This is a genomic window from Modicisalibacter radicis (assembly GCF_900961225.1).
In the GTDB taxonomy this organism is placed as follows: Bacteria; Pseudomonadota; Gammaproteobacteria; order Pseudomonadales; family Halomonadaceae; genus Modicisalibacter.
This window is the reverse complement of record NZ_CAAHFN010000070.1, coordinates 1-21,030: the sequence shown is the minus strand read 5'-3', so window position 1 is coordinate 21,030 and position 21,030 is coordinate 1. Positions and strand designations below refer to the sequence as shown.

General features: G+C 65.0%; 21 protein-coding genes. 14 read left to right on the top strand and 7 right to left on the bottom strand.

Going from position 1 to position 21,030, the window contains the following annotated elements; translation table 11 throughout:
• Window positions 1-126 precede the first annotated feature (126 nt).
• Together HR9077_RS13170 and HR9077_RS13165 are read right to left on the bottom strand one after the other, a co-directional pair.
• A complete protein-coding gene (locus HR9077_RS13170) occupies window positions 127-1,443 on the bottom strand; it encodes a YjiH family protein (RefSeq protein WP_136067463.1) in 1,317 nt (438 codons plus the stop codon).
• Between the two features lie 43 nt (window positions 1,444-1,486).
• Window positions 1,487-2,848 (bottom strand): formimidoylglutamate deiminase, encoded by a 1,362-nt coding sequence (locus HR9077_RS13165; RefSeq protein WP_136067462.1) that lies wholly within the window; start codon window positions 2,846-2,848, stop codon window positions 1,487-1,489.
• 228 nt (window positions 2,849-3,076) lie between these two features.
• Here HR9077_RS13165 and hutU point away from each other — a divergent pair, with 228 nt between their 5' ends.
• From hutU to HR9077_RS13145, 4 genes are all read left to right on the top strand, one after another.
• On the top strand, window positions 3,077-4,741 hold the full coding sequence (hutU, locus tag HR9077_RS13160; RefSeq protein WP_136067461.1) for a urocanate hydratase: 1,665 nt from the start codon (window positions 3,077-3,079) through the stop codon (window positions 4,739-4,741).
• A gap of 10 nt (window positions 4,742-4,751) precedes the next feature.
• The gene (hutI, locus tag HR9077_RS13155) at window positions 4,752-5,984 is read left to right on the top strand and encodes an imidazolonepropionase (protein WP_136067460.1); all 1,233 of its coding nucleotides are present in this window, start codon (window positions 4,752-4,754) and stop codon (window positions 5,982-5,984) included.
• Complete coding sequence (hutG, locus tag HR9077_RS13150; RefSeq protein WP_136067459.1) at window positions 5,981-6,790, top strand: N-formylglutamate deformylase; 810 nt, start codon at window positions 5,981-5,983, stop codon at window positions 6,788-6,790. The genes hutI and hutG overlap by 4 nt, the downstream gene beginning before the upstream one ends.
• A gap of 137 nt (window positions 6,791-6,927) precedes the next feature.
• Window positions 6,928-7,947 (top strand): Ldh family oxidoreductase, encoded by a 1,020-nt coding sequence (locus HR9077_RS13145; RefSeq protein ID WP_136067458.1) that lies wholly within the window; start codon window positions 6,928-6,930, stop codon window positions 7,945-7,947.
• A gap of 48 nt (window positions 7,948-7,995) precedes the next feature.
• Here the strand turns inward: HR9077_RS13145 and nfsA are convergent, their stop codons facing one another.
• Both nfsA and HR9077_RS13135 read right to left on the bottom strand, forming a co-directional pair.
• Complete coding sequence (gene nfsA / locus HR9077_RS13140; protein WP_136067457.1) at window positions 7,996-8,727, bottom strand: oxygen-insensitive NADPH nitroreductase; 732 nt, start codon at window positions 8,725-8,727, stop codon at window positions 7,996-7,998.
• Between the two features lie 61 nt (window positions 8,728-8,788).
• The gene (locus tag HR9077_RS13135; RefSeq protein WP_136067456.1) at window positions 8,789-9,283 is read right to left on the bottom strand and encodes a C40 family peptidase; all 495 of its coding nucleotides are present in this window, start codon (window positions 9,281-9,283) and stop codon (window positions 8,789-8,791) included.
• A 178-nt stretch (window positions 9,284-9,461) separates the two neighbouring features.
• Here HR9077_RS13135 and HR9077_RS13130 point away from each other — a divergent pair, with 178 nt between their 5' ends.
• Entirely contained in the window at window positions 9,462-10,424 is a 963-nt protein-coding gene (locus tag HR9077_RS13130) for an ABC transporter substrate-binding protein (protein ID WP_136067455.1), read from the top strand.
• An 82-nt stretch (window positions 10,425-10,506) separates the two neighbouring features.
• Here the strand turns inward: HR9077_RS13130 and gloA are convergent, their stop codons facing one another.
• From gloA to HR9077_RS13115, 3 genes are all read right to left on the bottom strand, one after another.
• Window positions 10,507-11,043: a lactoylglutathione lyase gene (gene gloA / locus HR9077_RS13125; protein ID WP_136067454.1), complete on the bottom strand. Its 537-nt coding sequence runs from the start codon at window positions 11,041-11,043 to the stop codon at window positions 10,507-10,509.
• A gap of 119 nt (window positions 11,044-11,162) precedes the next feature.
• On the bottom strand, window positions 11,163-11,312 hold the full coding sequence (locus tag HR9077_RS21920) for a lipocalin family protein (RefSeq protein WP_244613215.1): 150 nt from the start codon (window positions 11,310-11,312) through the stop codon (window positions 11,163-11,165).
• Between the two features lie 38 nt (window positions 11,313-11,350).
• A complete protein-coding gene (locus tag HR9077_RS13115; protein ID WP_136067453.1) occupies window positions 11,351-12,043 on the bottom strand; it encodes an IclR family transcriptional regulator in 693 nt (230 codons plus the stop codon).
• Between the two features lie 120 nt (window positions 12,044-12,163).
• On the opposite strand from HR9077_RS13115, the gene HR9077_RS13110 reads away from it, so the two are divergent.
• From HR9077_RS13110 to HR9077_RS13070, 9 genes are all read left to right on the top strand, one after another.
• Entirely contained in the window at window positions 12,164-12,499 is a 336-nt protein-coding gene (locus HR9077_RS13110; protein ID WP_136067452.1) for a carboxymuconolactone decarboxylase family protein, read from the top strand.
• A 42-nt stretch (window positions 12,500-12,541) separates the two neighbouring features.
• Window positions 12,542-13,909: an adenylosuccinate lyase gene (purB, locus tag HR9077_RS13105; protein WP_136067451.1), complete on the top strand. Its 1,368-nt coding sequence runs from the start codon at window positions 12,542-12,544 to the stop codon at window positions 13,907-13,909.
• Between the two features lie 86 nt (window positions 13,910-13,995).
• Window positions 13,996-14,955 carry a Bug family tripartite tricarboxylate transporter substrate binding protein gene (locus tag HR9077_RS13100; protein WP_168380951.1) on the top strand — a complete coding sequence of 320 codons (960 nt, stop codon included), beginning with the start codon at window positions 13,996-13,998 and terminating at the stop codon, window positions 14,953-14,955.
• Between the two features lie 78 nt (window positions 14,956-15,033).
• Window positions 15,034-15,492 (top strand): tripartite tricarboxylate transporter TctB family protein, encoded by a 459-nt coding sequence (locus HR9077_RS13095; RefSeq protein ID WP_136067449.1) that lies wholly within the window; start codon window positions 15,034-15,036, stop codon window positions 15,490-15,492.
• A 10-nt stretch (window positions 15,493-15,502) separates the two neighbouring features.
• A complete protein-coding gene (locus HR9077_RS13090) occupies window positions 15,503-17,038 on the top strand; it encodes a tripartite tricarboxylate transporter permease (RefSeq protein ID WP_136067448.1) in 1,536 nt (511 codons plus the stop codon).
• Complete coding sequence (gene sseA, locus HR9077_RS13085) at window positions 17,025-17,900, top strand: 3-mercaptopyruvate sulfurtransferase (RefSeq protein WP_136067447.1); 876 nt, start codon at window positions 17,025-17,027, stop codon at window positions 17,898-17,900. The genes HR9077_RS13090 and sseA overlap by 14 nt, the downstream gene beginning before the upstream one ends.
• Window positions 17,887-19,275, top strand: a complete 1,389-nt coding sequence (locus HR9077_RS13080; RefSeq protein WP_136067446.1) for an MmgE/PrpD family protein — start codon at window positions 17,887-17,889, stop codon at window positions 19,273-19,275. The genes sseA and HR9077_RS13080 overlap by 14 nt, the downstream gene beginning before the upstream one ends.
• Window positions 19,272-20,705 carry an FAD-binding oxidoreductase gene (locus tag HR9077_RS13075; protein WP_136067445.1) on the top strand — a complete coding sequence of 478 codons (1,434 nt, stop codon included), beginning with the start codon at window positions 19,272-19,274 and terminating at the stop codon, window positions 20,703-20,705. Before HR9077_RS13080 ends, HR9077_RS13075 begins: the two co-directional genes overlap by 4 nt.
• 81 nt (window positions 20,706-20,786) lie before the next feature.
• A partial coding sequence (locus HR9077_RS13070) for an electron transfer flavoprotein subunit beta/FixA family protein (protein WP_458692916.1) occupies window positions 20,787-21,030 on the top strand: 244 nt, incomplete at its 3' end.

Below are 21,030 nucleotides of genomic sequence, written 5' to 3'. Positions count from 1 at the left end.
CGGGAAGTGATCCCTTCCATTCCGGCATTTCCGCCATCCATGGCGGTCAGATGGCGAAAGTAGCGCCCATGGATGGGTTTACAGCGCCCTTGCGAAAACCTGCCCCGGCGAAGCGCCGTGCTTAACTCAACCCACCAGCCAGGCGGCGAAATACCCGGCGGGAATCGCCAGCGCCAGGCTGAGTAGCGTGCGGATCAGCCAGATCACCACGATGCGGCCGATGGACAGCGGAATGGTGGTCGACAGGATGCACGGGATCGACGCCGAGAAGAACAGGATCGACGACACCGAGATCACCCCGGCGGCGAAACGCGCGGGCAGCCCGGCATCGGCCATCAGCAGTGCCGGCAGGAACATCTCGGCCAGCCCCGAGGCCGTCGCCTGCGCCAGCTGGCTCGCCTCGTCGATGCCGAACAGGGCGATCAGCGGATAGAAGACCAGCCCGAGCCATTCGAACACCGGCGTGTACTTGGCCAGCAGCAGGCCGAGCAGGCCCACCGAGAGGATCGAGGGCAGAATGCTCATGGTCATCAGCATGCCCTCCTTGAGGTTGACCGCCACGCTGCGGCCGAGGCCCGGCGCACGTTCGGCGGCGCCCAGGCTTTCCTGCCAGGCTCGGCTCAGCCGCTGACCGCGGGCCACCGGCGCCTCTTCTTGCGGCGTGTCGTCGTTGATCCGCGAGAGCGGCGGCAGGCGCACGGTGATTGCGGTGACCGCGAAGGTGATCAGCAGGGTCAGCCAGAAATACAGGTTCCACATCGCCATCAGGTCCAGCGTCTTGGCGACCACGATCATGAAGGTGGCCGAGACGGTGGAGAAGCCGGTGGCGATGATCGCCGCCTCGCGAGCCGAGTACTGGCCCGCCTGGTAGACCCGGTTGGTGATCAGCAGGCCGATCGAGTAACTGCCGACGAACGACGCCACGGCGTCGATGGCCGAACGCCCGGGGGTGCGCCACAGCGGCCGCATCAGCGGCTGGCAGATGACCCCGACGCCTTCGAGCAGGCCATAGTTGATCAGCAGCGCCAGGAAGATCGCGCCGATCGGCACGATCAGGCCCACCGAGATCACCAGCTTGTCGAACAGAAACGGCAGCATGTCCGGGGTATGCAGCGCCGCCGGCCCGGCGCCGGTCAGCGCCAGCACGCCGAACAGCACGCCCAGCCACTTGAACACGGTGAAGACCTGCTCGGTGCGGTTGGCGCGCCAGCGTCCGGTGACCACCGGGTAGAGGGCGCCAGCGACGATCACCGCCATGGCGTAGAACGGCACGGCGCCGCCGAGCAGGCCGCGCACGGCGGTGACCATATGGTCGAGCAGGATCGTCGTCTTGCCGTCGATGGGCAGCGGCACGAAGAACACCAGAATACCCAGCAGGCTGGGTACCAGCAGCTTGAACAGCGTCGCGGGAGTGGGCTTGGGAATGGCGTTCACGGCGGACATGGGGACTCCAGGGATTGTTGGGTTTGTTGTTGTCGACGGGCTATTAGCCGAGTTCGCGGAACAGCCGGGTAAGCGCCGCCTGGTTGCTTTCATCGAGCGCATGTCGGCGCGCCTCGACCACCCAGCGGCCGGCGACCATCACGTCGCGGATCTGCTGTTTCGATCCGCCGAACAGCCAGCGTCCCAGGCGCGTCTCGTCGCTGGCCGTCGCCAGGTAGGGATCTTCGCCGTCGAGCACCACCAGATCGGCGCGCAGGCCCGGGGCGATGGCGCCGATCGGCTGCCCCGAAGCCTGGGCGCCGCCGGCCAGCGCGTGGCGGTAGAGCCAGTCGCCGACCTGGCGGGTATCACCGTCCTGCAGGCAGTTGCGCCGCTGGCCGATCAGCCGCTGGCCGTACTCGAGCAGGCGCAGTTCCTCGACCACGTCCAGCGAGACATGGCTGTCGGAGCCGATGCCCAGCCGGCCGCCTGTGGCGGCATAGTCGACGGCGGGGAACAGCCCGTCGCCGAGGTTGGCCTCGGTGGTCGGGCAGAGCCCGGCGACCGCGCCGCTGGCAGCGAGATCGCGCACTTCGCCGGCGTCGAGGTGAGTGGCGTGGATCAGGCACCAGCGCGCATCGACCGCGACGTTGTCCAGCAGCCAGCGCACCGGGCGGCATCCCGAATGGGCCAGGCTGTCGTCGACCTCGCGCTGCTGCTCGGCGACATGAATATGCCGGGGGCCGGCGGGGTCGGCGGCGAGCACCTCGCGAATCTGTTCCGGGGTTACCGCGCGCAGCGAGTGGAAGGCCAGGCCCAGCGCTTGGGTCGGATGGTTCGTCAGGCGCGGTGTCAGCCGCTCGAGCAGCCTCAGAAAGCCCGGCGCATCGTGGATGAAGCGACGCTGCCCGGCGCTGGGCGGCTGGCCGCCGAAGCCGCCGTGGGCGTAGAGCACCGGCAGCAGGGTCAGGCCTATGCCGCTGCGCTCGGCGGCGCCACTGATCGCCCAGGCCATCTCCGCGGGGTCGGCGTAGGCGCGGCCGGCGGGGTCGTGATGCAGGTAGTGGAACTCGCCAACCTGGGTGTAGCCGCCCTTGAGCATCTCGACGTAGAGCGCCTGGGCGATGGTCGCGACCTGGTCCGGGGTCAACGTGTCGACCAGACCGTACATGCGCTCGCGCCAGCTCCAGAAGCTGTCCGGGCGCTCGCTGCCGATCTCGGCGAGTCCCGCCATGGCGCGCTGGAAGGCATGCGAGTGCAGGTTGGGCATGCCGGGCAGCGCCGGCCCCGCCAGGCGTCGGGCATTCCCGGCGAGGCTATCCGGCGATACGGCGGTGATGAAACCGGCGTCGTCGACCTCGATCAGCACATGCCGGGCCCAGCCATCGGGCAGCAGGGCGTGGTCGGCGAACAGGCGTTGGGCCATGACAAGCTCCTGAAAGGCTAATGTATATACATATACCGAAGAGCGAGCGCCGAGTAAATCCTTGTCAACGTCTCACTACCAAAGTGCAATTCTGGTGCAGAGAGGCGGTGGTTGCCCCAAGTTGGGGTGACTCGGCGATGGCCGGGCTAGCATTGCGTGTGGCGCGTGGCTGACATAATGTATATACATAGTTCGATGCTGATTCGATGCCACCGTTCAGGAGCGACCATGGCCCCCACACGTTTTCGCGACACCGAGATCCGCGCCCCCCACGGCACCCAGCTGAGCGCCAAAAGCTGGCTCACCGAGGCGCCGCTGCGCATGTTGATGAACAACCTCGATCCCGACGTGGCCGAGAATCCCAAGGAGCTGGTGGTATATGGCGGAATCGGCCGTGCCGCGCGCAACTGGGCGTGCTACGACGCCATCGTCGATGCACTCAAACGCCTCGACGACGACGAGACACTACTGGTGCAGTCCGGCAAGCCGGTGGGCGTGTTCAAGACCCACGCCGACGCGCCACGGGTACTGATCGCCAATTCCAACCTGGTGCCGCACTGGGCCAACTGGGAGCACTTCAACGAGCTCGATGCCAAGGGGCTGATGATGTACGGCCAGATGACCGCCGGCTCGTGGATCTATATCGGCAGCCAGGGCATCGTTCAGGGCACCTACGAAACCTTCGTCGAGGCCGGGCGCCAGCACTACGACGGCGATCTGCGCGGGCGCTGGATCCTTACCGCCGGGCTGGGCGGCATGGGCGGCGCTCAGCCACTGGCGGCGACCCTGGCCGGCGCCTGCAGCCTCAACATCGAGTGCCAGCAGAGCCGCATCGACATGCGCCTGCGCACCCGCTACGTCGACGAGCAGGCCGACGATCTCGACGACGCCCTGGCGCGCATCGAGAAATACACCCGGACCGGCGAGGCCAAGTCGATCGCCCTGCACGGCAACGCCGCCGAGATCCTGCCCGAGCTGATCCGGCGCGGCGTGCGCCCCGACATGGTCACCGACCAGACCAGCGCCCACGATCCGCTCAACGGCTACCTGCCGGCGGGTTGGGCGTGGGAGGAGTACCGCGAGCGCGGCCAGCGCGAGCCTGACGCGGTGGTCAAGGCCGCCAAGCAGTCGATGGCGGTGCATGTTAAGGCGATGCTCGACTTCCAGGCGCTGGGCGTGCCGACCTTCGACTACGGCAACAACATTCGCCAGATGGCCCAGGAGGAGGGCGTCGCCAATGCCTTCGACTTCCCCGGCTTCGTGCCCGCCTACATCCGTCCGCTGTTCTGCCGCGGCATCGGCCCGTTCCGCTGGGCGGCGCTGTCCGGCGACCCCGAGGACATCTACAAGACTGACGCCAAGGTCAAGGAGCTGATCGACGACGCGCCGCTGCATCGCTGGCTCGACATGGCCCGCGAACGGATCAGCTTCCAGGGACTGCCGGCGCGGATCTGCTGGGTCGGGCTGGGTCAGCGCGCCAGGCTCGGCCTGGCGTTCAACGCCATGGTCCGCTCCGGCGAGCTTTCCGCGCCGGTGGTGATCGGCCGCGATCATCTCGATTCCGGCTCGGTGGCCAGCCCCAACCGCGAGACCGAGGGCATGCGGGACGGCTCGGACGCGGTCTCCGACTGGGCGCTGCTCAACGCCTTGCTGAACACCGCCAGCGGCGCCACCTGGGTCTCGCTGCATCATGGCGGCGGCGTGGGCATGGGTTTTTCCCAGCACGCCGGCATGGTGATCGTCTGCGACGGCAGCGAGGAGGCCGACCGGCGTATCGCCCGGGTCCTGCACAACGACCCGGCCACCGGCGTGATGCGCCACGCCGATGCCGGCTACGAGATCGCCATCGACTGCGCCCGCGAGCAGGACCTCGACCTGCCGATGATCGACTGAGGAGGCACGCATGGATGGAAACAACCCGCGATTGGCGGGCGACAGCCTGTGGCGCAACTGCCAGGCGGTGACGATGCGCGGCGGCGATTATGCGGTCGTCGATGCGGCGGCGCTGCTGATTCGCGACGGGCGCATCGCCTGGATCGGTCCCGAAGCCGAGCTGCCCCCCGTCGAGGTCGGCGAGACCCGCGACCTGGGCGGGCGCTGGCTGACCCCGGGGCTGATCGACTGTCACACCCACCTGGTGTTCGGCGGCGATCGCAGCCGCGAGTTCGAGCAGCGCCTCGAGGGCGTCAGCTACAGCGAGATCGCCCGCCAGGGCGGCGGCATCGTCAGCAGCGTGCGGGCGACCCGCGAGGCCGATTTCGACACGCTGCTGGCCAGCGCCGAGGCACGCGCGCGGCTGCTGCTGCGCGAGGGCGTGACGACGCTGGAGATCAAGTCCGGCTACGGGCTCGACCTCGCCAGCGAACGCAGGATGCTCCAGGTGGCGCGGGCGATCGGCGAGCGGCTGCCGGTCACCGTGCGGGCCACCTGCCTTGCCGCCCACGCGCTGCCGCCGGAGTACCAGGAGCGTGGCGACGCCTACATCGAGCTGGTCTGCGAGTCGATCCTGCCGGCGCTGGCCGCCGAGGGGCTGGTCGACGCGGTGGACGGCTTCTGCGAGGGCATCGCCTTCTCCGTCGCCCAGATGCGCCGGGTATTCGACACCGCGCGGCGTCTCGGGCTGCCGGTCAAGCTGCACGCCGAACAGCTCTCGCGGCTCGGCGGCTGCCAGCTGGCCGCCGAGTTCGGCGCGCTCTCCGCCGATCACGTCGAATACGCCGACGCCTCCGATGCCCGGGCGATGGCGCAAAGCGGTACCGCCGCGGTGCTGCTGCCGGGGGCCTTCCTGACGTTGCGCGAGGCCCAGTTGCCGCCGATCGAGGCGTTTCGCGAACAGGGCGTGTGCATGGCGCTGGCGACCGATCTCAACCCCGGCACCTCGCCGGCGCTCTCGCTGCGGCTGATGATGAACCTGGCCTGCACGCTGTTCCGGCTCACCCCGGAAGAGGCGCTGGCCGGGGTAACCCTGAACGCCGCGAAGGCGCTGGGCATCGGCGAAAGCCATGGCTCGCTGGAGGTCGGCAAGGCGGCGGACGCGGTGGTGTGGGACATCTCCGGGCCGGCGGAGCTCAGCTACTGGCTGGGCGGTCAGCTGCCGGTCACGGTCTTCAAGGCGGGCAGGGAGGTAGCGGCATGAACGATGCGTATCGCCTCGACACCGGCGAGGTACCGCTGCTGGTCTCGATGCCGCATTGCGGCACGGCGCTGACCCCGGCGGTCGAGGCGGGCCTGAACGACGCGGCCCGGACGCTCGACGATACCGACTGGCACATTCCGGAGCTCTACGATTTCCTCGACGAGCTCGGCGCCAGCCGGCTCCAGGCCCACTATTCGCGCTACGTGGTCGATCTCAACCGCCCCGAGGACGACACGCCGCTGTATGCCGGCGCCACCACCGGGCTGTTTCCGGACATCGACTTCGATGGGCGGCCGCTGTTCGCCGCCGGCCGCGAGCCGAGCCAGGCAGACCGCGACTGGGCGCTGGAGCATGTCTGGCGGCCCTATCACCGGGCGCTGGCCGGCGAGCTGGACCGGCTCAAGCAGCGCTTCGGCTACGCGCTGCTGTTCGACGCGCACTCGATCCGCTCGCGCATCCCGCGGCTGTTCGACGACCGCCTGCCGGATCTCAACCTGGGCACCTACGAGAATCGCAGCTGCGCTCCGGCGCTCACCCGGCGCCTGCAGGCGCTCTGCCGGGCGCAGTCGCGCTTCACCCATGTCGCCAACGGGCGCTTCAAGGGCGGCCACATCACCCGCCACTACAACGACCCGCGGCACGACGTGCACGGTATCCAGCTCGAGCTGTCGCAGCGCACCTATATGCAGGAAGCGCCGCCCTTCGCCTTCGATCGGGCACGGGCCGACGAGGTGCGGCCGCTGCTGCGCGCGCTGCTGACGGAGATGCTGGCCTGGGGCGAGGCGCACCATGGCCGGGCGGGCTAGTCCGGCGGCCGGCCCACGGATCTTCAGTCGTACGCTCACAAGCGTTTCCCGGGGCGGCTGGTCCATCGCCGCCGGCGGACGTGCCCGGTAGTAGGTTACGATGGCGCCTCTCAAAAACGCCCAACCAGGAGCACGTCATGGCTCAGGAAATCACGCTCTCCCTGGCGGATGCCGAGGCATTGAGCCGCCGGGTTCTCTTGAACAACGGCTTCAACCCGGCGCATGCCGCGGCGATCACCCGCAGTGTGGTGGCCGCCCAGCGCGACGAATGTCACTCGCATGGCTTGTATCGACTGATCGGCTGTGCCCAGACGGCGCAGTACCGGGGCATCGACCCCGATGCCGAGCCGGCCGTCATCGACCAGGCACCGAGCGTCGTGAAGGTCGACGCCAACCGGGGGTCGTCCTTGCTGGCCTTCGAGAAGGGCCTGCCGCGGCTGGTGGAGAAGGCCCGTCGCAACGGCATCGCGGTGCTGGGCATCAACAACAGCTTTCATTTCTCGGCGCTCTGGCAGGAGGTCGAAGCCCTCTCGGAACAGGGGCTGGCGGGTATCGCGATGACGCCGAGCCACGCCTATGTGGCGCCGGCCGGGGGCAAGTCGCCGTTGTTCGGCACCAATCCCTTCGCCTTTTCCTGGCCGCGGCCCGGCAAGGCGCCCTATACCTTCGACTTTGCCACCAGCGTGGTGGCGCGCGGCGAGATAGAACTCCACAAGCGCGCCGGAGAGGCGCTGCCGGAAGGCTGGGCCATCGATAAAGATGGCAACCCGACGACCGACCCGCACGCGGCGCTCGATGGCGCGCTGCTGCCCTTCGGCGGCTACAAGGGCTCGGCGCTCTCGACCATGATCGAGCTGCTGGCCGGTCCATTGATCGGCGACCTGCTGGGCCACGAGACCCGGGCGGCCACGCCGGATGGCCAGGGCAAGCCCTTCCACGGCGAGCTGATCATCGCCTTCTCGCCGGAAACGTTTCTGGGCGACGACACCGAAAGACAGCAACGCCATGCCGAGGCGTTGTTCGAGGGGATCGTCGATCAAGGGGCGCGGCTTCCCTCGCAGCGTCGCTTCGCGGCCCGCGAGCGGAGCCGGGCCGCCGGCGTGACCATTCCCCAGGCACTGCATGACGAGCTCGAGGCACTGGCAACGCCGGCCTGAACATGCCGGGCGTCAATCCCAATGGCGCCCGGCTGTTCTTTGAACGGCTCACTTCATCTCGAAGCCGCGCTCGGTCAGGAAGTCGCGCATGTGGGCGCGCAGCTTGGAGTCGAACAGCGGCGTGAGGTTGCGCGACCAGTTGGCATCCTTCCTGCCGCTGGTCCTGTCCCGATAGTAGCCGTGCATGGTGGCGTCGAACGCCTCGACGTGCCGGTCAGCTTCGCGGTAACGGTCCTCCATGAGGATCGCCTCGACCGGCAGGCGGGGTTTGACCTCGGGCTGCTGGTCCGGATAACCGAGGCACATGCCGAATACCGGGTAGACATGTCCGGGCAGCTGGAGCAGGTCGCTCACGGCCTGCGGATTGTTGCGGATGCCACCGATGTAGCAGATTCCCAGCCCTTCGGATTCGGCGGCGATCGCCACGTTCTGCGCCATCAGCGCGGTATCCACGCTGGCGACGAGCAGCTGTTCGGTCATTCCGCGGACCACCCTGGCGCCGGTGCGTTCGGCGGCGTCGGTGGGGCGTTTCATGTCGGCGCAGAACACCAGGAAATCGGAGCAGCTGGCGATATAGCCCTGGCCGCCGGCCAGCTCGGCGAGCCTCTCGCGGTTGGCCGGGTTCCTGACGTGGATGACGCTGTAGGCCTGCACATGGCTCGAAGTCGCGGCGCCCTGACCGGCGCGGACGAGCTCCAGCAGCAACTCGTGGGGGATCTTGCGATCGGTGAACTTGCGGATCGAGCGGTGGGCGTTCAGCAATTCGATGACGGGGTTCATGCGGCCTCGCTTGGAGTTTCGTCAGTTTCCTGAACAGGATACCGCAACGTGGTGCTGACGCTCAGGGCGCCGGCCCGGCCGCACCCAGGTAACGCTCGTGCCAGTAGTCGATGGCAAGCGAGGTGACGGTGACCGTGCGCCCGCTGCCCGGCGCGTGGATCATCCGCTGGTCGCCCATGTAGATGCCGACATGGGTCGCCTTGGCGCCCGAGCCGAAGAACATCAGGTCGCCGGGTCGCACCCGTTCGCGCTGCGGTAGCCGCCGGCGCTGCTGCTCGGCGGTCCTTGGCACCGCGATGCCGGCGGACTGGTAGGTCATCTGCACCAGCCCCGAACAGTCCACGCCGCTCGGCGAGGCGCCGCCATAGCGATACGGCAGGCCCAGCGCCTGGCGGGCGTTGGCCAGGATCATCGCTCGTTCGATGGTCAGCGAATCCGCCGGCGCATCGTCGAAATCGGCCATCCGCATCTGGGGCCCGGCACAACCGGCCAGCCACAGGCACACCAGGGTTATCCACAACAGGGCCGGCCAGCGTGGTGAATCACAGCGAGTCATAGGCCTTCCTGGGTTCGGCACGTCAGTGTTCAACATACCGCCTGACGCGGGCGGCGGCTATCGCCGGGCGGCAGCCGGCGGATGTTGAATGTCGACAGCGGGCAGTCAACGACGGGTGGGATAAAATAATGTTATTGTTGCATCGATATACAATAAAACTCGCTTAAGGAGACCATTCATGTCCCTATCCCATCGTGCCAACGGCCTGATCGCCGGTGCCCTGGCCAGCGCATCACTGAGCCTGCCCGGTATCGCCTTCGCGCAGGAAGATCCCGCCGTGACCTTTTCCGCGCCGCCCTGGCCCGGCGTGACCATGAAGACCGAGATCGCTTCGCAGCTGTTCGAGACGCTGGGCTACCAGCCGAACACCAAGCAGCTCGGTGCCCAGATCTCCTACGAAGCGCTCAACCTGGGCGAAGTCGATGCATTCTTCGGCGCCTGGCTGCCGGCCCAGCAGGGCATGTACGACACCGTCAATGCCAAGGGTACCCTGGCCGATCTAGGCAACAACGTCGACGGTGCGCGGATGGGCTTCGCGGTGCCAAGCTACGTCGCCGCGGCCGGCGTGACCTCGGCGCGAGACATCGACAAGCCGGAGTTCGCCGAGAAATTCGGTCGCGAGATGTTCTCCATCGAACCCGGCTCGGCGACCAGCGATATCCTCAACGGCGCGGTCGAGGACGACACCTACGGCATGGCCGACTGGAACCTGCGCGAAGCGACCACGCCGGCGATGCTCGGTGCGGTGGACAACGCAACCAGCAACGACGAGTGGATCCTGTTCTACGGCTGGACGCCGCACTGGATGAACATCGAGTACGACATCGTCTATCTCGACGACCCCGAGAACCTGTTCGGCCCGGGTGGCGGCAGCAGCGACGTGCGTACCCTGCTCAACAGCGGTTTCGCCGACAGTCATCCCAACGCCAAGAAGCTGCTAGACCAGATGGTCTTCAGCGCCGACGATCAGAGTCAGCTGATCCTCGACTTCAGCTACAAGGAGCGCGAGGCCGACGAAGTCGCCGTGGAGTGGATGCAGAACAACGCCGACAAGATCAAGGCCTACCTCGACGGCGTGACCACGCGCGACGGCGAGCCCGCCTGGCCGGTCGTGCAGCAGGCGTTCGATCTGAAAGCCTGATCGCTTTCGCCAAGCCCTCGCGGTAACGACACGCCCCCGCCCAGCCGAATCGGACTGGGCGGGGGCGTGTCGCTTGTACCGGCTACATTCCGGTGCTGGCCATCAGCGCCGGTTCGATGATCTCGATCCAGTAGCCGTCCGGATCCTTGACGAAGGCGACGTTCTGCATCTTGCCCTGTTCGGGGCGCTTGACGTATTCCACGCCGTTCTCGTCCAGCCAGTCCACCGCCGCGTTGAGACTGGGCACCGAGAAGCAGATGTGCCCGAAGCCCTGCGGTTCGGCGTTGCCGTCGTGATAGGCGAAATCGGCCTGTTCCTCGGTCCCCCAGTTATGCGTCAACTCCAGCACGCCGCGCCGGCTGAATGTCCATACCGTGCGCTCGGCGGTGTTTTCCGGCACCTCGTCGCTGTCCTCGAGGTGGGCGAGGAAGTACAGCGAGAAATTGAGCTCCTCGAAGTCCAGCCGGCGCAGCACGCGCATGCCGAACACATGGCTGTAGAAGCGCAGCGAGCGTTCCGGGTCCTTGACCCGCAACATGCTGTGGTTGAGCGTGAAGCCCACGGTTTCCGGCGGCGAGTGGGGGTCGACGCCGGGGTGTTGCTCGGTGAATGACGGCATGCAGTGCTCCTTGCAATGAGACGAACGGCTCCCTGACCAGCGTAGCCCGGGTCGGGGCATGGCACAGCCAGCGAACGCGCCGGGCATGATAAACGTCCCTGACCGGTTCAGGCGAGGCGCTACTCGTAGCCGGTCATCTCCAGGTAGCCCTCGCCGCCGTGGCTGCCTTCGACCGTGCCCATGCCTTCCCAGTAGGCGAACGAGGTGTCCATCCACTGGTCGGGGTGGATCGCACGCACCGCGACGTCGACGCCAGTATATGCTCGCAAGTTACCCACAATGGTACGGGCCGAGAACGAAGTCGTTATCAGACGATAGTGAACCCCGCCGCCGCTACCTCCTTCTGGATGATGTCCAGGAAGGCCTTGAGATCTTCATCGCTGAGATCGAGCGCCATCCCTGTGATCGTGATCGCACCCAAAAACTGGCCGTCGGATTCGAAGAGCGGTGTTGCGATAGAGGCGAAATGGCGGTGCCGCTCGCCTCTCGAGATGTAGTACCCGCGTTTTCTGATTGCCACGGATTCGTCGCTGTCGACGTCGCTGTAGGCGAGGATGATCTGCGCAGCTGCGCCGCCCTTATCCAGGGGAACAGATGCACCTACCTCGATGAAATAGCGAAAGTCCTGGTGTGCGTGGTCGCGTGCCAGGCAAACGCGCTCGCTCCCCGAGCGAACGAAGAAAGAAGTCGTCTGGCCGACCTGACGACTGATGCTGATTATCGGCGCCTCCACCCGGGACACGAAGTTGGAGGTAGTTCGAAAGATCGATGCCATACGTAGATTGGCCGGTCCCGGTGAGTACGAACCATCGGAACTCCGCTCGAGGTATCCCCAGTCGACCAGCGTTTTCAATGCTCTGGACGAGGTTGTCTTGTCCAGTCCCGTCAATTCCGCCAGTTCTCTCAGATGCAGTCTCGGCCGTTCCTGTGTGAAGCAAGCCAACAGAGAGAGGCCGCGCTCCAGCACACCCGACGGAGGTCTATGCGACTTATTGCTCATGCGTTCCTCCGCGCAATGACTTGACGATGCATAGTCTCTAGCGTTTCACTGGATGAGTCAAGTCGCATTGAGTGAGATGCGAGCTTGAGTCCATTCCATCAGCTATCCGGAGTCAGTCTGATGACCAACAAGTACTACGACAATGCCGATGCCGAGTTCCGCATGCAGATGGCCAAGCTTGCGCCCGCGGACTTCAAGGCCTGGATGACCCTTAACGCGATACCGTCCCAGGACAACGGGGAAGTTCCGCCGCGCACCCGGGAGCTCATCGCGATCGCGGTGGCGCATGCCACCGGCTGCCCGTACTGCATCGAATCTCACGTGACCAAGGGCAAGGCGGCCGGGCTCTCCAAGGCCGAAGTGGCAGAAGCCGTGCTCATCGCTGCGGCGATGAAGGCCGGTGCGGCAGCTGCCCACGGTGGCCTGGCCATGAAGTTCTACGGCGACGAAGAGTAACCAGCCACTATCCACGTCGACTCTAACCACCGAGATTCAGATATGTCCGTCTCCGTTTTTGACATGGTCACGATGCAACATCTCTGGAGCACTCCAGAGATGCGCGAGGTGTTTTCGGAAAAAAACCGCTTGCAGAAGTGGTTGGACTTCGAGGTCGCGCTTGCGCAGACCCAGGCCGAGATGGGGTTGATCCCGGCCAGTGCCGCTGCAGAGATCGCTGCCAATGGCTCGATAGACTCAATCGATCTCGAGGCGGTTGCCGAGGAGGTGCGTCGCGTCAAGCATACGCTGGTTCCGCTACTCAAGCAGGTGCATACCCAGCTCTCCAGCGAAGCGTCCGAATATATCCACTACGGCGCCACGACCCAGGACGTGTTGGATACTGGGCTGCTGCTCCAGCTCAAGCAGGTGCATGCGTTACTGCGCCGGGATATGGCGACGATCGGCCGGGAACTGGTTCGCCTGGCCGGCGAGCACCGCGATACCGTGATGGTTGGGCGTACCCATGGCGTTCAGGCACTGCCGATCACTTTCGGCCACAAGTGCGCCATCTGGCTCGACGAGATGTCGCGCCATGCCGAGCGTCTGGCGCAGGTCGAACCCCGCCTGTTCGTGATCATGCTGGTGGGGGCCGTGGGTTCCCAGGCGAGCTATGGCCCGCGCGCTGCGGAACTCGAGCAGGCGGTGGCGAATCGGCTCGGCCTGGGGGCCCCCGACATCAGCTGGGCGCCGGCGCGCGATCGCATCGCCGAGTACACCGGGCTGCTTGCCATGATCGGCCAGACCCTCGGCAAGATCGGCAACGAGCTTTTCAATCTCCAGCGCAACGAGTTCGCCGAGGTCGAGGAGGGATTCTCCGAGGGCAAACTCGGCTCCTCGACCATGCCGCACAAGCGCAATCCCGTCGCGGCCGAGAACGTCGCCATGCTGGCCCGCGCCATTCGCTATAGCTCTACGATGATGCTTGAAGCCATGGTGCAGGAGCACGAGCGTGATGGCATCTCCTGGAAATCGGAATGGAAAGCGGTACCCGAGACCTGCCTGATCCTCGGTGCCATGACGTCCCAGACTGCCAACCTGCTGGCCGGACTGCGTGTCAATCCCCAGGCCATGAAGCGCAACGTGGATATGATGGAGGGGTATCTTCTTTCCGAGCGGGTCATGCTGGATTTGGGTGACAAGAAAGGCAAGAACACGGCCCATGAGTGGCTCTACGAAGCCACGATGAAAGGGATTGAATTCGGCCAGAGCTTCGAGCAGGCGCTGAGAGCGCACCCGGACATCGCCGATACCTACACCCCAGAACGCATTCGCGAGCTGACTGACCCTGCCGCCTATCTCGGTGAGATCAAGGGTAGCGTCGATCGCCTATTGGCACGCGAAAAAGATGCACGGTGGTTGGCGCAGTAGCTGTTTCACAGGCTCTGGACTCGGCGACAGAGTCGGGTGCCACCACGACCAACTAACAACAATTCATGAAATCAGGAGACGCCACAATGAATAAAACGATCGCTCTCACCCTCGGCGCCGCGGCCATGTCACTGACGACGGTCTCGGCCTTGGCCTTCCCGGACAAACCCATCGAGCTGGTCGTGCCTTTCAGCCCCGGTGGGGGCTCCGACGTTGCGGCACGAGTCTTCGCTCAGTGCCTGGAGGGGCACATAGATCAGCAGGTGCTGATCCGAAATATTACCGGTGCCAGGGGCAAGATCGCCGAAGTCGAGGTGCGTGATGCCCGCCCCGACGGTTACAAGCTCCTGTGGGCCCATCAGGGCATGGATATGGGGCTGGCGACCGGACGCTCGGACTACAACTACACGGCCTTCGAGCCCGTGGCTTCCACCGTCGCCATGAATTACGGCGTCTTCGCTGATGCCAACTCGGGTATCGATAGCGTCGACACGCTGCGCGGGAAAGTTGCGTCCGACCCGGGCGCTTACAACATCGGCGTCGCGCTCAACGGATTCTCCCACTTCGCGGTCCTCGACTTTCTCGACAAGGCCGGCATCAGCACCGACGATCTGCAGACCATTCCCATGTCCGGTGACAAGACCCGGATCGTGGCGGCGATCCAGGGTAACCTGACGCTGGTCCCCACCGCAGTTGCAGCGGCTGCCCCCTATGTCAATTCCGGTGATCTGAGCCCTGTCGCGATCCTCTCCGACGAGCGTGATCACAAGCTGTCCGACGCATCGACGGCGGCTGAACAGGGCGTCGACAGCGAGTTCGCGATGTACTTCACCACCTACGCGCCAGCCAACACCCCGGAAGATGTCGTCGATACCCTGGCGAAGTCGTGGCTAGCCGCCGCCAAGGACTCCTCGTGTCAGGGACGACTCGCTCAGAACTCCATGTCGGTGGTTGCTGCCAGTGGAGAGGAACTGACAGCCGATCTCGAGGCGCGCTATGCACGTATCGAGGAGCTTGCCGGGCAGTATCAGTTGGGTACGGAGTAGGCCGAACGGCCGGAGGTGCGCTACGCCTCTGGCCTTTCATCAACGACCGTCGGTATCGCCGACAGGGAGATTCTCGTCATGAGAGTCAATGATCTGTTGTTCTCTTTGCTCTTCATTCTTCTATTCGTGGTGGCAGCTACCCAGATCACGCAGCTCAGCGAGATCGCTTCGGCCACGGTTTCCGCCAGGTTGTTCCCGGAAATGGTAATCGGTGGCGGTATCTTGATGGGTGTCATCGAAATGATCCGGACACTGGTATCGCGCCCGCGCAATGACGACCCGGGATTTCGCGAAAGCTGGAAAGAAGCCTTCCTTCGTCGCCGGATGTACCTGCTGGGTCTGTTCACCGTCTATCTGATCGCCATCACTCATGTTGGCTTCCTGGTAGCGACGGCCGTGTTCTGCTTCGTGACGATTCTGGTGCTGGCGCCGCGCATCAAGCCCGCGAGCCTGGTCATTGCTCTGGCGGTGACGGTGGGGCTGTTGGGGCTGATCTACGTGCTGCTGGTCGTCTACCTGAAGGCCTTCCTGCCATGAGGACTCATCCATGTACGATTTGATGCTCGCGGGCGTTGCCGCGGTCTTCCAGCCATGGACGCTGCTTGCCATCATGCTGGGAGTGGCCGGCGGTCTGGTGATCGGCTCGATCCCGGGGCTGACTTCGACCATGTCGATTGCGCTCATGGTGCCGCTCACCTACAGCATGAAGCTCGAGTTCGCGATCCCACTACTGATGGGGGTCTACTGCGGCGCCATTTCCGGGGGGCTGGTCGGGGCCATTCTGCTGAACATTCCCGGCACGCCCGCCTCCGCCGGCACCTGCCTGGATGGCTTCCCCATGGCGGCGAGAGGGCAGGCGACTCGCGCGCTCGGGCTCGCGGTTTACGCCTCGATGATCGGCGGCACGCTGTCGGGGTTGGCACTGGTGCTCATTGCCCCGCTGCTGGCCAAGGTGGCGCTGTCGTTCGGCCCCTGGGAATACTTCGCCCTGGTGATCTTCACCTTCTCGTGCATCTCGTCGATGTCGGCGAAGGGGCGCGCGGTCAAGGCGTTCATGGCGGCGTTCATCGGCCTGGGGCTTTCTTTGGTCGGTCTCGATGAAGCCTCGGGGCAGACCCGGTTGACCTTCGGCTTCACCAGTCTTGAGTCCGGGTTCTACGAATTACCGGCGCTGATCGGCCTGTATGCCATTCCGCAGTTGCTCACCGACACCGACGGCATCGGCCGGCGCGAGAAGATCCTGCAGGTCAACTACCGTCTGCGCCTTTTTGTTTCGACATTCGGTGAAGTCATCGGTCGCAAGTGGGATCTGCTGCGCTCGACCTTCATCGGTATCGTCATCGGCATTCTCCCGGGCGTCGGGCCGGGGCTTTCCAATATCGTCGCCTACAGCCAGGCCAAGAACAGCTCACGCACGCCGGAGAAGTTCGGTCAAGGAGAATTGGCCGAGTCGGTCATCTCCCCGGAGGCGGCGAACAACGCCTCGATGGGGGGCGCGCTGATCCCGATGCTGACATTGGGCATTCCCGGGGACGCCTCGACGTTGATGATGCTGGGTGCATTCATGCTCCACGGAATCGATCCCGGCCCACTGCTGTTCCGCGATCACGGCGACATCGTGTGGATCGTGTTCATCGCATTCTTCGTGGCGTTCGCCTTCTGCACGCTGCTCTATCATTTCTTCATCCCGATCACCATCAAGGCCATAGCGGTGCCGCGCCAGTTCGTCATTCCGGTGCTGCTGGTCCTGTGTACCGTGGGCTGCTATTCGCTCAATAACAGGATGTTCGACGTCTACTGTTTCCTGGGGTTCGGGCTGCTCGGCTACGTCTTGCATATCGTCAAGGTCCCGGTACTCCCGGTGATCCTGGGGCTGATCCTGGGGCCGATGGCGGAGGAGCAGTTGAGCCTTGCGCTCGCGTTCGGCCAGGGCTCATTCCTGCCATTCCTGCTGCGGCCGGTCTCCGGATTCATCCTGCTCGTCGCGCTTCTGTCTCTCGTGCTGCCGCCTTTCTTCGGTTGGAGGAAGAAGTTGACCGCGCAGCGTATCCCCACCAAGGAGTCGCAAAATGACACTGTCTGATCTGGTCACCGTCGACTGGCTTCGAGCCAACCTCGATCTGCCTGAGATCGTGATTCTGGACGCCAGCTGGTATCTGCCGAGCGAAACCCGTGATCCGTACGCCGAATATCTCGAAGGCCATATTCCTGGTGCGAAGCGCTTCGACTTCGACGGAGAGATCAAGGATGCCTCCTCCGCGTTGCCGCACATGCTGCCCGCGGCATCCGAGTTCACCGCTGCCGTACGTGCCCTCGGTGTCAACGCCAATAGCCGTGTCGTGATCTATGACGGTATGGGGGTCTTCGCCGCCCCCCGGGCGTGGTGGATGTTCAAGGTAATGGGACACGGAAATGTCGCTGTACTCGATGGCGGGTTACCCGCCTGGAAGGCCGCCGGCTGCGGTCTCGAGTCCGGCGCGCAACCGGGGAGGGAGGCGCCTGGCGACTTCGAAGCACGCCTGGTGCCGGAGCGACTCGCCGATGCTGCCGACGTAGCCGAGTACCTCGAGAAGCGTACGGCACAGGTGATCGATGCGCGTTCGCCTGCGCGGTTTAGCGGCGAGCAGTCCGAGCCGCGCCCCGGTCTTCGCTCCGGGCATATGCCGGGGGCGGTGAACCTGCCGTTCGACCAGCTATTGGAGAATGGCTTCTATCGTTCCCCCGAGGTGCTCGAGAAGCGGTTCCGCGAAGCAGGAATCGAGTCGGGAACACCGATCGTGGGCTCCTGTGGATCCGGCGTCACGGCCTCTCTCCTGGCACTTGGTGCCGAACTCGCGGGGTTGGGGCCGATGGCCGTCTACGACGGCTCATGGGCGGAATGGGGGCAGGAGTCGCGTCCGGAGCTTGCCGTAGTGAAGGGGGGCGTCGAGCATGGCGCGACCTGAACTCGAGGCGCTAGCGCACTGGGTCGCGAGCGTCGGTGTCGACGTCGATGACGCCCGGCTGCGCGAGCGACTCTTCGCCACCATGCTGGATTGGTCGACGGCGCTGATCGCCGGCGTCGGGCATCCGCTCTTCGAGACCTACAAGCATGCGTTGATCACGCCGGGGGAGTCCGGGTGGGCCAGTCTTGCCGGCTTGCCTATCAAGCAGCCTGCAGCAGCGGCGGTGGCGTTCAACGCAGCCGTGAGCCACCTCCATGAAGTGGATGATGCCCACCGGGCCTCGACCAGCCACCCGGGCATTACCGTGATTCCTGTGGTAATGATGCTTGCCGAGTTGGAGGGGCTGGACGCGCACACGGCTGCCAGTGCCATCGTCGCCGGCTTCGAGACGACCATTCGGGTCGGATCGCACTTAGGCGCGGAGCACTATGCGGTATCGCATACCACCGCGACCGCCGGCAGCTTCGGCGCGGCGGCGGCGGCGGCGCGGGCACTCGGTTTGAACGCACGGCAGACCTTATGGGCGCTGGGGCATGCCGGTACTCAAGCCTCGGGGCTCTGGCAGTTCCTGGACGACAAGGCAACCGCCGCCAAGGCGTTCCACGTGGCGACCGCGGTGCGTAACGGGCTGGCGAGCGCCCGCATGGCCCAGGCCGGCATTCCGGGCGCAGAGCATATTCTCGAAGGTCCGCGGGGCATGCGTCGCGCTTGGAAGCTCGAAGGCTGTGATGTCGCTTGGCTGACGCCGGGCGACACACCGATGATTCACGATGTGACAATCAAGGGTTGGCCCGTTTGCGGCCAGATGCACAGCGCCCTGGACTGCGCTCGAGCGCTCTTCGAACGTGCCCCCGAGCGCTGCCGCCAGGCAAGGCGTGTGCGCATCGAGCTGCCGGCGAGCGCGTTGGCGATCGCGGGTATCACCGAGCCTGAGAACCTCGCCGAGGCGAAATTTTCCACCGTCTTCTGCATCAGCGCGATGCTCTGTGGCCGAGCGCCGGATTTCCTCGGGTTTTCCCAGGAACTGCTGGAGGACCCGACGATTCGCCGATTCATGAGGCGGGTCGAAATCGTGGAGTCGGCCGAATTTACCGCTCGCTTCCCGCGCGAACGACCGGCCCGCGTCGTGCTCGAGAACGACGAAGGCGAAATGGTTGTCGAGGAGCGATCGCTGCGACGCGGCGACCCGGAGGCGCCCTGGTCGAGAGCCGAGCTAGAATCCCGCGCGTCGGGGGTGCTGTCACTGGCCATTTGCGAGCTTGATACAGCTGCGCTGGTGAACTGGTGCGAGGCGTTAGCCGCGCAGTCCGATAGCTGGTCGGCCCAGGGGCTGTTCGCAATGATTCCACACGTCGCGGGTGAGGAGCGATCATGAAGCCACAGGTCACATCCGAAGCAATTCCGCCGCTCGATGATGCCTTCATCGAGCGTTTGAAGGCCATTCTGCCCGGGGCCGTCATTACCGAGTCGGGTCAACTGGAAAGTTACTTGGCCGAGGAGCGTGGGCTCTTCACCAGCACCGCCCGAGTGGTGATCGTACCCGACAATACCGAAAGGCTTGCCGAGGCGGTGCGGCTGTGTGCCGAACATCGAGTGCCGATGGTGCCGCAGGGAGGCAACACCGGGCTGGTAGGCGGCGCCGTTGCCAATCAGGGCGAGGTGGTGGTGTCGATGCGGCGCATGCGCGCGGTTCGCAACATCGACCCGGTCAACTTCACGGCTACGGTGGAGGCCGGCTGCATTCTCGCCGACCTGCAGAACGCAGCCGACGCCGAATCCTGCCTGTTCCCGCTCAGTCTCGGCGCCGAGGGCAGTTGCACGGTCGGTGGCAATATCGCCAGCAATGCAGGCGGCATGGGCGTCCTGCGCTATGGCAACATGCGTGAACTCACACTGGGTCTGGAAGTCGTGCTGCCCGATGGGCGCATCTGGAACGGAATGCGTCCGCTCTACAAGGACAACAGCGGCTACTCGCTGAAAAATCTCTTCATTGGCAGCGAAGGTACGCTGGGGTTCGTTACTGCGGCGGTGGTCAAGCTCTTCCCCAAACCGCGCCACGTTCAGACCGCTTTCTGTGCGCTGCCCTCGGTGGCGGCCGCGTTGCAGCTTTTGTCCCTCGCTCGGCGCAATAGCGGCGACGCCGTCACTGCCTTCGAACTGATGTCGGATTTCTCGCTCGACATCGTGTGTCGTCACACCGACCGCGACAGCCCGCTCTCCGAACCGGCGCCCTGGTTCGCGATGATCGAGCTCAGCTCGTCGCGCCCCCAGGACAATCTCCAGGAGATTTTCCAAAGCACGCTCGAGGAAGCCTTCGAAGCCGAGCTGATTCTGGATGCGGTAATCGCAAGTTCTCTGGAGCAGGGGTACAAGCTTAGACAGCTGCGTGAGAGCACGCCGGAGGCGCAGAAGCGTGCCGGCGGCAGCATCAAACACGACGTGTCGGTGCCGGTGTCGAGCATTCCGACCTTCATCGAGCGTGCCAGCGACGCCATCGCCGAATACATGCCGGGCATTCACTTTTGCATATTCGGCCATGTCGGCGATGGCAACGTGCACTATAACCTGACGCAGCCGGACGACATGACCAAGGAGGCGTTTCTCGCTCACTGGGGTGCGGTCAATGACATCGTGCACCCACTCGCCGCGTCACTCGGCGGATCCATCTCCGCCGAGCACGGAATCGGGCTGCTCAAGGTCTCCGAAATCAAGAGCTACCGCTCTCCCGAGGAGCAGGATCTGTTGCGCGGGATCAAGCAAGCGGTGGACCCCGAAAACCTGATGAACCCGGGCAAGATGATTTGAGCCAATTCGCCGGGGCGGGTGCTTTAGTCGGCATGAGTCGACTCGCGGCTTGCCTGGGCCAGCATGATCAGGAGAGTCAGCATGAAAGTACTCGTCGCGGTCAAACGCGTCATCGATTACAACGTCAAGATCCGCGTCAAGGCGGACAACTCCGACGTCGACCTGACCAACGTCAAGATGGCCATGAACCCGTTCTGCGAGATCGCCGTGGAAGAAGCGGTGCGGCTCAAGGAGCAGGGCGTGGCCAGTGAAATCGTCGCCGTCAGCGTTGGCCCCAAGACCGCGCAGGAACAGCTGCGTACCGCGCTGGCGCTGGGCGCCGACC

Bases quoted from the DNA above. Each gene is read 5' to 3' on its own strand.
- HR9077_RS13095 (WP_136067449.1), top strand. From the start codon at position 15,034: ATGAGAGTCAATGATCTGTTGTTCTCTTTGCTCTTCATTCTTCTATTC.
- HR9077_RS13130 (WP_136067455.1), top strand. From the start codon at position 9,462: ATGTCCCTATCCCATCGTGCCAACGGCCTGATCGCCGGTGCCCTGGCC.
- hutI (WP_136067460.1), top strand. From the start codon at position 4,752: ATGGATGGAAACAACCCGCGATTGGCGGGCGACAGCCTGTGGCGCAAC.
- HR9077_RS13115 (WP_136067453.1), bottom strand. From the start codon at position 12,043: ATGAGCAATAAGTCGCATAGACCTCCGTCGGGTGTGCTGGAGCGCGGC.
- HR9077_RS13100 (WP_168380951.1), top strand. From the start codon at position 13,996: ATGAATAAAACGATCGCTCTCACCCTCGGCGCCGCGGCCATGTCACTG.
- hutU (WP_136067461.1), top strand. From the start codon at position 3,077: ATGGCCCCCACACGTTTTCGCGACACCGAGATCCGCGCCCCCCACGGC.
- HR9077_RS13075 (WP_136067445.1), top strand. From the start codon at position 19,272: ATGAAGCCACAGGTCACATCCGAAGCAATTCCGCCGCTCGATGATGCC.
- sseA (WP_136067447.1), top strand. From the start codon at position 17,025: ATGACACTGTCTGATCTGGTCACCGTCGACTGGCTTCGAGCCAACCTC.
- hutG (WP_136067459.1), top strand. From the start codon at position 5,981: ATGAACGATGCGTATCGCCTCGACACCGGCGAGGTACCGCTGCTGGTC.
- HR9077_RS13165 (WP_136067462.1), bottom strand. From the start codon at position 2,848: ATGGCCCAACGCCTGTTCGCCGACCACGCCCTGCTGCCCGATGGCTGG.
- HR9077_RS13170 (WP_136067463.1), bottom strand. From the start codon at position 1,443: ATGTCCGCCGTGAACGCCATTCCCAAGCCCACTCCCGCGACGCTGTTC.
- HR9077_RS13110 (WP_136067452.1), top strand. From the start codon at position 12,164: ATGACCAACAAGTACTACGACAATGCCGATGCCGAGTTCCGCATGCAG.
- HR9077_RS13080 (WP_136067446.1), top strand. From the start codon at position 17,887: ATGGCGCGACCTGAACTCGAGGCGCTAGCGCACTGGGTCGCGAGCGTC.
- HR9077_RS13135 (WP_136067456.1), bottom strand. From the start codon at position 9,283: ATGACTCGCTGTGATTCACCACGCTGGCCGGCCCTGTTGTGGATAACC.
- HR9077_RS13145 (WP_136067458.1), top strand. From the start codon at position 6,928: ATGGCTCAGGAAATCACGCTCTCCCTGGCGGATGCCGAGGCATTGAGC.
- gloA (WP_136067454.1), bottom strand. From the start codon at position 11,043: ATGCCGTCATTCACCGAGCAACACCCCGGCGTCGACCCCCACTCGCCG.
- HR9077_RS13090 (WP_136067448.1), top strand. From the start codon at position 15,503: ATGTACGATTTGATGCTCGCGGGCGTTGCCGCGGTCTTCCAGCCATGG.
- nfsA (WP_136067457.1), bottom strand. From the start codon at position 8,727: ATGAACCCCGTCATCGAATTGCTGAACGCCCACCGCTCGATCCGCAAG.
- purB (WP_136067451.1), top strand. From the start codon at position 12,542: ATGTCCGTCTCCGTTTTTGACATGGTCACGATGCAACATCTCTGGAGC.